The organism is Nostocoides japonicum T1-X7 (assembly GCF_001046855.1).
GTDB classification, from domain to species: domain Bacteria; phylum Actinomycetota; class Actinomycetes; order Actinomycetales; family Dermatophilaceae; genus Nostocoides; species Nostocoides japonicum.
Genome location: NZ_HF570958.1, coordinates 3532245 through 3542334 on the forward strand (window position 1 = coordinate 3532245; position 10090 = coordinate 3542334).

General features: G+C 72.5%; 8 protein-coding genes. 3 read left to right on the plus strand and 5 right to left on the minus strand.

The features are described 5' to 3' along the window. A partial coding sequence (locus BN12_RS15940; protein ID WP_048553991.1) for a carbon-nitrogen hydrolase family protein occupies positions 1 to 666 on the minus strand: 666 nt, incomplete at its 3' end. Between the two features lie 92 nt (positions 667 to 758). Here BN12_RS15940 and BN12_RS15945 point away from each other — a divergent pair. Further along, a complete protein-coding gene (locus BN12_RS15945) occupies positions 759 to 2408 on the plus strand; it encodes a flavin monoamine oxidase family protein (RefSeq protein WP_048553993.1) in 1650 nt (549 codons plus the stop codon). 781 nt (positions 2409 to 3189) lie between these two features. On the opposite strand, the gene ligA is transcribed toward BN12_RS15945, so the two are convergent. Next, positions 3190 to 5355 carry an NAD-dependent DNA ligase LigA gene (gene ligA, locus BN12_RS15950; RefSeq protein WP_048553995.1) on the minus strand — a complete coding sequence of 722 codons (2166 nt, stop codon included), beginning with the start codon at positions 5353 to 5355 and terminating at the stop codon, positions 3190 to 3192. 184 nt (positions 5356 to 5539) lie between these two features. On the opposite strand from ligA, the gene BN12_RS15955 reads away from it, so the two are divergent. Continuing rightward, positions 5540 to 7048 carry a long-chain-fatty-acid--CoA ligase gene (locus BN12_RS15955; RefSeq protein WP_048553997.1) on the plus strand — a complete coding sequence of 503 codons (1509 nt, stop codon included), beginning with the start codon at positions 5540 to 5542 and terminating at the stop codon, positions 7046 to 7048. 38 nt (positions 7049 to 7086) lie between these two features. On the opposite strand, the gene BN12_RS15960 is transcribed toward BN12_RS15955, so the two are convergent. Genes BN12_RS15960 through BN12_RS15970 form a run of 3 tightly spaced genes read right to left on the minus strand, consistent with a single transcriptional unit; the run spans position 7087 to position 9709 of the window. Next, positions 7087 to 8055 carry a DMT family transporter gene (locus tag BN12_RS15960; protein WP_048553999.1) on the minus strand — a complete coding sequence of 323 codons (969 nt, stop codon included), beginning with the start codon at positions 8053 to 8055 and terminating at the stop codon, positions 7087 to 7089. Beyond that, positions 8052 to 9041, minus strand: coding sequence for a uroporphyrinogen decarboxylase/cobalamine-independent methonine synthase family protein (locus BN12_RS15965; RefSeq protein ID WP_048554001.1), 990 nt, complete (start codon positions 9039 to 9041; stop codon positions 8052 to 8054). Before BN12_RS15965 ends, BN12_RS15960 begins: the two co-directional genes overlap by 4 nt. Then, complete coding sequence (locus tag BN12_RS15970; protein WP_200901235.1) at positions 9038 to 9709, minus strand: pyridoxamine 5'-phosphate oxidase family protein; 672 nt, start codon at positions 9707 to 9709, stop codon at positions 9038 to 9040. The genes BN12_RS15965 and BN12_RS15970 overlap by 4 nt, the downstream gene beginning before the upstream one ends. 70 nt (positions 9710 to 9779) lie before the next feature. On the opposite strand from BN12_RS15970, the gene BN12_RS25290 reads away from it, so the two are divergent. Further along, on the plus strand, positions 9780 to 10090 hold a 311-nt coding region (locus tag BN12_RS25290; protein WP_048554003.1), incomplete at its 3' end, for a GntR family transcriptional regulator.

Consider the following 10090-nt stretch of genomic DNA (forward strand, 5'->3'; position numbering starts at 1 on the left):
GGCCAGCGGCAGCCCGTCGGGCCCGGCCACCACCGACCGGCCGCCGAAGTGGACGTCGCCCTCGGACCCGACGAGGTTCGCGTAGGCGACGACGGTGTCGTTCTCGTGGGCCCGTGCCGGGACGAGCGTGCGCTGCACGTGCTCGTACCCCACCGGGTTGGCCGTCGGCACGAGGATGAGGTCCACCCCGGCCGCGCCGAGCGCGGCCGCGTGGCCGGGGAACTCGATGTCGTAGCAGACGAGGAGGCCGACCCGCAGCCCCTCCATCTCGACGATGGCGGCGAGCGAGTCGCCGCGCGCGAAGCTGCCGGCCTCCATGCCGCCGAAGAGCTGGATCTTTCGGTAGTGGGCCAGGATCCGTCCGTCGGGCCCGACGAGGGTCGCCGCGTTGAAGACGTCCGAGCCGTCGCGCTCGGCCCAGCCGAGGCAGATGCCGCACTCCGCGGCTCGCGCCAGCTCGCGCACCCGGGCGAGCCACTCGCCGTCGAGCGGCTGCGACAGTGCGGCGTGGAGGTCGGGCCGGTTGTATCCCGGCAGGTAGAGCTCAGGGACGACGAGCAGGCGAGCCCCGGCCATGGCCGCCGCCCGGCACTGCGCCTCGAGCGCGACGAGAGCCTCCTCGACGCGGCCGTCGGTCGGGTGGCACTGCCACAGCGCGAGCTTCACGAGGACGACGCTATCGCGGGTCCTACGATGGCCGGCGAGCCCAACACCGTCGCGCAGCAGCCCCGCATACCCCATCGCCCGGAGGGATTCCCATGACTCGACCCGTCACCGCCTTCGGACCGGACTTCCCCTTCGCCTACGACGACTGGATCACGAGTCCGGTCGGGCTGGGGTCGATCCCACAGGACCGGCTCGGCGCCGAGGTGGCGGTCATCGGCGCGGGCACCGCGGGGGTCGTCGCCGGCCACGAGCTGATGAAGCTCGGCGTGCGACCGGTGCTCTACGAGTCGGGGAAGTTCGGCGGGCGGCTGCGCTCGGAGACCTTCGAGGGGACCGAGGACGTCATCGCCGAGCTCGGCGGGATGCGCTTCCCCGTCTCCTCGCGGGCGTTCTACCACTACGTCGACCTCGTCGGCCTGGAGTCCCGGCCCTTCCCCAACCCGCTGACCGAGGCCGCCGGCTCGACGGTCATCGACCTCGAGGGCGTGACGGAGTTCGCGCGCGACGCCGACGACCTCCCGCGGCTCTACCAGGAGGTCGCCGACGCCTACCACGCGGCGCTGGAGGAGTTCGCGGACTTCACCGAGCTCCAGCAGGCGGTCCGCGACCGGGACGCCCGGCGGCTCAAGGAGCTGTGGGACCCCATCGCCGAGGCGTGGGACGAGCGGACCTTCTACGACTTCGTCCTGTCCTCCAAGGCGTTCCGCGGCCTCGGCTTCCGGCACCGCGAGGTCTTCGGCCAGGTCGGCTTCGGCACCGGCGGCTGGGACAGCGACTTCCCGAACTCGATGCTCGAGATCCTCCGGGTCAACCTCCTCGAGCTCGACGACAACCAGCGCTTCATCGTCGGCGGGGTCGAGCGCCTCCTGCACCGTCTGTGGCGCCAGCCGGCGGTATGCCGGCACTGGCCCGAGGGGACGAGCCTGGCCTCCCTCAACGGCGGCGCGACCCTGGGCCGGGCCGCCTGCATCGAGCGGAACGGCTCGGGAGGGTTCACCGTCGTCGACCAGTGGGGCAACGCCCGCGAGTACGCCGCCGTCCTCGTCACCTGCCAGAGCCACCTGCTGACGACCTCGGTGTCGGTCGACGAGTCCCTCTTCGACCAGAAGCTGTGGATGGCTCTCGACCGCACCCGGTACATGCAGGCGGCGAAGTCGTTCGTCATGGTGGACCGGCCGTTCTGGAAGGATGTCGACCCCCGCACCGGCCGGCCGCTGCTGTCGATGACGCTCACCGACCGGATCACCCGGGGCACCTACTTCTTCGACAACGGCCCCGACCGGCCGGCCGTCATCTGCCTGAGCTACTCGTGGATGACCGACGCCCTCAAGGTGCTCCCCCTCGGCCCCGAGCGCCGGGTCGAGCTGGCCCTCGCCGCCCTCGACCGCATCTATCCCGGTGTCGACATCCGCAGTCACATCCGCGGCAACCCCATCGTCGTCAGCTGGGAGGCCGACGAGAACTTCCTCGGCGCCTTCAAGGGCGCCCTGCCCGGGCACTACCGGTACAACCACCGGATGTACGGCCATTTCGTCCAGAAGGGCCTGCCCGAGGCCGAGCGCGGGATCTTCCTCGCCGGCGACGGCGTCAGCTGGACCCCCGCCTGGGTCGAGGGCGCGGTCCAGACCTCGCTCAACGCCGTGTGGGGTGTCATGACCCACCTCGGCGGGGCCAGCCACCCCGACAACCCCGGGCCCGGCGACGTCTGGGACGAGCTGAAGCCCGTCGCCCTCCCCGACTGACGATCCGGTCCCGACGACAGATTCTTGTGGGGAAACTGGCACGACCTCTTGTGGGGAAGCTGACACGGGTCCTTGCGGGGAAGCTGGCACGACCCCTGACTCGGGCCAGCTTCCCCACAAGCAATCGACGCCTCGGCATGACCACGACGACCCCGCATCTGCCGCACCCTTTGCGGAAGGTGCGGGGCTTCCGTGGTCGGTCGGGCGCCGAGGACAGCATCAACTCGGCACGTGCGGGGTTTCCGTGGCCGCGCCCGGACGGGGACGACATCAACTCGGCACGTGCGGGGTTTCCGTGGTCGCGCCTGGACGGGGACGACATCAACTCGGCACGTGCGGGCTTGTCGTGGCCGCCGGGCGCCGGGTGCGACGTGGTGGACCGGCTTGAGTCAGGGTCGGCGGCGGTTCACGGGTCCTTGTGGGGAAGCTGACACGACCCCTGACTCGGGCCAGCTTCCCCACAAGCAATCGACGCCTCGGCACGACCACGACAACCCCGCATCCGCCGCACCTTTCCGCGGCACCTGTGGGGTTCCGTGGCCGCGCCCGACCCGAGGACAGCATCAGCTCGGCACGTGCGGGCTTGTCGTGGCCGCGCCTGGACGGGGACGACATCGACTCGGCACGTGCGGGCTTGCGTCGTCGACCCTGACCCGAGGACAGCATCAACTCGGCACGTGCGGGGCTTCCGTGGCCGCGCCCCATCCGAGGACAGCATCAACTCGGCACGTGCGGGCTTGTCGTGGCCGCCGGGACGCACCCACGTCCGCGCTCGTCCGGCTCAGTCGGACTCGGAGTCACGGGGACCGTTCTCGAGGAGGTCGACGAAGCCGGCCTCGTCGAGGATCGTGAGGCCGAGCTCCTCCGCCTTCGTGGCCTTCGACCCGGCGTTCTCGCCGACGACGACGAAGTCGGTCTTCTTCGACACCGATCCGGCCGCCTTGCCGCCGCGCGCGAGGATGGCCTCCTTCGCCGAGTCGCGGGAGAACTCCTCCAGCGACCCGGTGACGACGACCGTCAGCCCGGCGAGCGTCTGGGGGACGGACTCGTCGCGCTCGTCGGCCATCCGCACCCCGTCGCGGGCCCACTGCTCGACGATGCCGACGTGCCACTCGTTGCCCGGGGCGTCGAACCACGACCGCACCGCGTCCGCGATGACCGGCCCGACGCCCTCGACGGCCGCGAGCTCCTCGACCGACGCCGAACGGATCGCGTCCATCGACCCGAAGGCCCGGGCCAGCGCCCGGGCGGCCGTCGGCCCGACATGGCGGATCGACAGCCCGACGAGGACCCGCCACAGCTCCTTGCCCTTGGCGGCCTGGAGGTTGTCGACGAGCCGGTGCCCGTTGGCGGACAGGACGCGCCCGTCGACGACCGCCTCGGGCGGGTCGGTCCTCTTCGCCGCCCGCGTGTAGAGCGGGACGCGGGCGATGTCCTCGGCGGTCAGCCCGAAGAGCGTCGACTCGTCGTGGATCACGCCGGACTCCAGGAGGGCGATGGACCCCTCCCAGCCGAGGGCCTCGATGTCGAAGGCCCCGCGCCCGGCGAGGCCGAACACGCGCTCCCGCAGCTGCGAGGGGCAGGAGCGGGCGTTGGGGCAGCGGATGTCCTTGTCGCCCTCCTTCTCCGGCGCGAGCGGGGAGCCGCATGCGGGGCAGTGCGTCGGCATGACGAACTCGCGCTCGCTGCCGTCGCGAGCCGCGACGACCGGCCCGAGGATCTCGGGGATGACGTCGCCCGCCTTGCGCAGGACGACGACGTCGCCGATGAGGACGCCCTTGCGCCGCACCTCGTCGGCGTTGTGGAGCGTCGCCATGGACACCGTCGAGCCGGCGACGACGACGGGCTCCATGACGCCGAACGGCGTGACCCGCCCGGTGCGCCCGACGTTGACCTGGATGTCGAGCAGCCTGGTGTTGACCTCCTCCGGCGGGTACTTGAAGGCGATCGCCCACCGCGGCGCCCGCGACGTCGACCCCATCCGCCGCTGGAGCGCGATCTCGTCGACCTTGACGACGACGCCGTCCATCTCGTGCTCGAAGGAGTGCCGTCGCTCACCCGCCCGCTCGACGTAGTCCATCACCCCGTCGGCGGAGTCGACGACCTCGTAGTGGGTGGACGTCGGCAGCCCCCACCGGCGGAACAGCTCGTAGGCGTGGCTCTGCCGGTCCAGGTCGAACCCGCGCCGCGCCCCGATGCCGTGGACGAGCATCCGCAGCGGCCGGGACGCCGTGACGCGAGGGTCCTTCTGCCGCAGCGACCCCGCCGCGGCGTTGCGCGGATTGGCGAAGGGTGCCTTGCCCGCCTCGACGAGCGAGGCGTTGAGCCCTTCGAAGGCCTCGACGGGGAAGAACACCTCGCCGCGCACCTCGACGAGCTCGGGCACGCCGTCGCCGGTCAGCTGGGTCGGGACGCCGTCGATGGTGCGCACGTTGAGGGTGACGTCCTCCCCTGTGCGGCCGTCGCCCCGGGTCAGTGCCCGGGTGAGCCGCCCGCCCTCGTAGAGCAGGTTGACGGCGAGCCCGTCGATCTTCAGCTCACACAGCAGGTGGTATGCCAGGCCCTCCAGGTCGCGGTCGACACGGGCCAGCCAGGCGCGCAGCTCATCCTCGGTGAAGACGTTGTCGAGACTCAGCATCCGCTCGAGGTGGTCGACGGCCGCGAAGTCGGTCGAGAAGATCGCTCCGCCGACCTGCTGCGTCGGGCTCTCCGGCGTCCGGAGCGACGGATGCGCCTCCTCCATCTCGTTCAGGCGCCGGATGACCGCGTCGTACTCGGCGTCGCTGATCGTCGGCGCGTCCTTGACATGGTAGGCGAACTGCGCGGCGGTGGCCTGCTCCGCGAGGTCGGCCCACTCGGCCCGGACCTCCTCGGGCACGTCGGCCGGCGTCTCGGCCGGCCCGTCGGCCGCCGGGAGGGGGATCTCCGTGTCCGTCACCCGACCCATCCTGCCCCACCCCACCGACGGCCGGCCGGCCGTCGAGCCGTGCCGGCGGAACCGCTGTTACCGGCGAGTCGTTACCATCGGCAGACCACCGTTCCCTCCCCGGGCCGCCCAGCGCGGCGGCCCCGCACTCTCGGCCCGAGGCGCGGCATACGGCACAGACCACGGCACCACCAAGGAGTCGACGATGACCAACCTGGCCACCAACCTCGTCCGGACCGCCGAGCGGCTCCCCGACCGGACGGCCATCAGGCTCGACGCCGTCGAGGTGTCGTATGCCGACCTGCTGCGCCGGGCGCAGGCCGTCGCCGGGAGCCTGCGGGCCGCGGGTGTCCAGCCCGGCGACCGGGTGTCGCTCATCCTGCCCAACGTCCCGGCATACCCCGTCGCCTTCTTCGGCGCGCTCCTCGCCGGCGCGGTCGTCGTCCCGATGAACCCGCTGCTCAAGGCCGGTGAGATCGACTACTACTTCACCGACTCCGGCGCCTCGCTGGCCTTCGTGTGGCCCGACTTCGAGGCCGAGGCGCGGGCCGGGGCGTCCGGCACCGGGACGACGATCGTCGTCTGCGACGCGATGGGCCCCGTCGCCGGCCAGCTGCCCGACGCCGAGCCCCTCACGACGGTGACCGACCGCGACGACGAGGACGACTGCCTCATCCTCTACACGAGCGGCACGACGGGCCGGCCCAAGGGCGCCGAGCTGACCCACCGCAACATCCACCTCAACGCGCTGCGCTGCGTGGAGACGATCACCGAGATGACCGACGCCGACGTCGTCATGGGGTGCCTGCCCCTCTTCCACGTCTTCGGCCTCACCGTCGGGCTCCAGGCCGCCGTCATCGCCGGGGCGACGCTCACCCTCATCCCGCGGTTCGACGCGGCCAAGGCGATGGAGGTCATCGACCGCGACGGCGTGACGATCATGATGGGCGTGCCGACGATGTACGCCGCGATCCTCAACCACCCGGAGCACGACACGCTGTCCGCCGCGACCCTTCGCCTGTGCTGCTCCGGTGGCGCGGCGATGCCGCACGAGGTGCAGCGCGGGTTCGAGCAGGCGTTCGGCTGCATCATCCTCGAGGGGTACGGCCTCTCGGAGACCTCACCCGTCGCGTCGTTCAACCTGCCGGACCGGGAGCGCAAGTCGGGGACGATCGGGGTCCAGATCCCCGGCTGCGAGATGCGGATCGTCGACGAGCAGGGCAACCCCCTCGGCCCGGGCGAGGTCGGGGAGATCGCGATCTGTGGCGACAACGTCATGAAGGGCTACTGGAACAAGCCGGAGGCGACGGCCGCCGCCATCCCCGACGGGTGGTTCCGCACCGGGGATCTCGCGACGGTCGACGAGGACGGCTACTACACGATCGTCGACCGCAAGAAGGACATGATCCTGCGGGGTGGGATGAACGTGTATCCACGGGAGGTCGAGGAGGCGCTCTACAGCCATCCGGACGTCGTCGAGGCCGCCGTCGTCGCGGTCCCCGACCCGGTCCTCGGCGAGGAGATCGGCGCCGCCATCGCGCTCCGGCCCGGCGCCACGGCGACGGTCGAGGACGTCCGCCAGCACGTCAAGGACCGCATCGCGGCCTACAAGTACCCGCGCCACGTGTGGCGGGTCGACGAGCTGCCGAAGACGGCGACCGGCAAGATCCTGCGCCGCGAGGTCAAGGCACCCTCCGACGTCACCGGAGCCTGACGCCCGCTGAGGCCGCCACCTGACCCTGGCCGGGACCGCTACCGGGCTCCGCGGGTGGGGCGGCTCACGACGACCGCCGCGGAGAGCACGATCGCCGCGCCGGCGTACTCCCACCCGGTGAGGTGCTCCGAGAGGAGCGCCGCGCCGAGGACGACGGAGACGACGGGGATGAGATAGGTGATCGTCGAGGCGACGGTGGGCCCGGCCGCCCGGACGACGTCGAACTGGAGCATGTATGCCAGGCCCGTCCCGACGACGCCGAGGACGAGGACCGCCCCGACGGCCAGCCACGTCGCGGTGCCCGATCCGTCGTGGACGAGGGTCCACGGCGTGGGGTGCGTCGACCGGGACAGCAGCCACCACCCGAGGGTCGTCGGCACCATGAGGATCGCGCCGACGAGCAGCGTCGCCGCCGGCTGCGACAGTCCGCCGAAGTCGACACCCGCGAGGAAGCGCCGGTTGTAGGTCCACCCGACGCCGTAGCACGCACCGCCGGCGAGGGTCGCGGCGAACCCTGCGAGGTCGGGCCGGTCGGCCGTCCACGGCTGCATGATGACGACGACGCCGAGGAACCCGACGAGGACGGCGACGAGCCGGCTGGACCCGACGCGGGCGCTCGGGAGGAACAGGAAGGTGCAGACGACCGTCGCGAGCGGCGTCGTCGCGTTGCCGATCCCCGCGAGGGCGGAGGGGACGCGTGTCTCCCCCCACGCGAAGAGGACGAACGGGAGGGCCGAGAGGAACAGGCCGGACACGAGCAGGTGGGCCCACGTCCGTCTCCCTGTGGGCAGCCGGCCCCCGGTGAGGTGCAGGAGCCCGAGGATGACCGAGGCGCCCGTCACGATCCGCAGGCAGGCGATCTGGACCGGCGCCATGGCGTGCAGCCCGACCTTCATGAGGAGGAAGGACGAGCCCCAGATGACCGACAGCGCAAGGTACTTCGCCGGCCACGGCACGCGTTGGACCCGTGGTGCGACGACGGGGCTCGATGCGGTCGCGGCCGTCACGACTCCTCCTCGGCGATGTCGGCGAGCTGACGCGCGGTGTCGCGCACCACACGCTGAACGTCGCGGGCCCCCTGCGGTGTGAGCCCGGCCAGCCCGCATGCAGGGGTCACGACGAGGTCGGCGAGACGGGACGCCGGCAGGCCCACCTCCCGCCACGCGGCGAGGAACCGGTCGACGGCCGCCGCCCGGTCGAGGGGGCCGCTCGTCGGCAAGAGACCGGCATACAGCCTCGTGCCGGACTCGACGACCGTGGCGACCTCGTCCCACGCGCTTCGGGACAGAAGGCTGGTGTCGACGGACAGCGCCGGCGCGCCCGCGCTGTGCAGCACGGCGATCGGGACGTCGGCCGCGCAGCAGTGGACGAGCGCCGGCCGGTCGCCCGCCGCGGCGAGGACCGTGCGGATGCCGTCCGCGAGGCGCTGCCGGTCGACCGCCGGGATCCGTCCGTATCCGGAGGCGGTCGGAAGCCGGCCCTCGATGACCGCCGACAGGCCCGGCTCGTCGAGCTGGACGACGAGCGTCGCCTGGGGCAGCAGCCGGGCCACATCCGCGAGGTGCGCGCGGACCCCCTCGGCGAGGGACTCGACGAGGTCGCGCGTCGCCCCGGGATCGGCGAGGACCCGTTCGCCGCGGCCGAGCTGGAGGACGGACGCCATCGTCCACGGGCCGCACACCTGGAGCTTGAGCGACCCCGCATACCCCTCGAAGGCCTCGGCGAGCTCGTCGAGGTCCTGCCGCCACAGCGACGCCGTCCGGCGCGCGTCACGGCCGGGCCGGTCGACGAGCCGCCAGCCGCTCGGCTGGAGGTCGAGGGGCAGCTCGACGAGGAGACCGCCCGTGCGGCCGACGAGGTCGGAGCCGGGCCCGCGACCCGGCAGCTCGGGAAGGTAGGGCAGGTCGGCACCGGCGAAGGTGTCGCGGACCTCGGCGAGCGCCTCGCGGATGTCCGTGCCGGGCAGCGACCCCACGCCCGAGGCGAGGGTCACGGGACGCGCTCCTCCACGAGCGGCCCGGCGCTCTCCGACGCGACGAGGCGGCGCACGCTCGCGGGGACCTCGGCGCCCGGCGGGCTGAACGGTGCGGTGACCGGCTCGTCGTAGACGGTCCGGACCGGGACGATGCCGATCCAGGCGTCCGTCGGCTCCTCGGGGAGGTCGCTCCACGCGTTCCGGACCTTGACCGTCCACTGCCCGTCGACGATGGGCAGCCACATGGCGAGGGTCGCCGCCGCCTCCTTCCTCCGGATCGGCGGGACCTCGGCGACGCGGCCGGGGATGAGCCGGTCGGACAGGGTGTCGAGCGCGCGCACCTGCTCCTCGCCGGAGAGCGCCTCGAGGGTGCCGTGGACGACGGCCGAGCGGTAGTTCGCCGACGACTCGAACGTCGAGTGCGCGACGACGAGCCCGTCCATCAGGGTGACCGACAGTGCCACCGGGGCACCCGAGGCGACGTGTCGCAGCGCGCCCGCTCCCGTCGACCCGTGGACGAGGAGGCGGTCGCCGTCGCGGGCGTAGAGCATCGGCACGACCCACGGGCGGCCGTCGACGACGGTGCTCAGGGTGCCGACGAGGCTCGCGTCGAGGACGGCGTAGAGGTCGTCACGCGCGGTGCGGGCGCGCTCCGGGTGGCGGTTCACGGATTCCACGGGCCCCATTGGACCACGAAACTGGTCCCTCCTCGATATCCACATAGCGGCATACCAGGAAACCAGTATCGTCGGCGGTATGCCCCGCACCGCGCACGTCGTCGACCTCCCGGTCCGGCTGCCGGACACGGCCGAGCCGCTCCGCCATCGCGTCGGGGAGGCGCTCCTCGACCTCGTCCGAGCCGGCCGCCTGCGACCCGGTGACCAGCTGCCCTCGACGCGGGCGCTCGCGGCGTCGCTCGGGATCGGCCGGGGCGCCGTCGTCGCCGCCTACGACGAGCTCCTCGCGGCGGGCTTCGTCGAGGCGAGCCAGGGGTCCGGCACCCGTATCGCCGTCGGCGCGGACGAGGCGGTGGCGGGCGGGGTCGCGAGCCACCTCGCCCCCCGCCC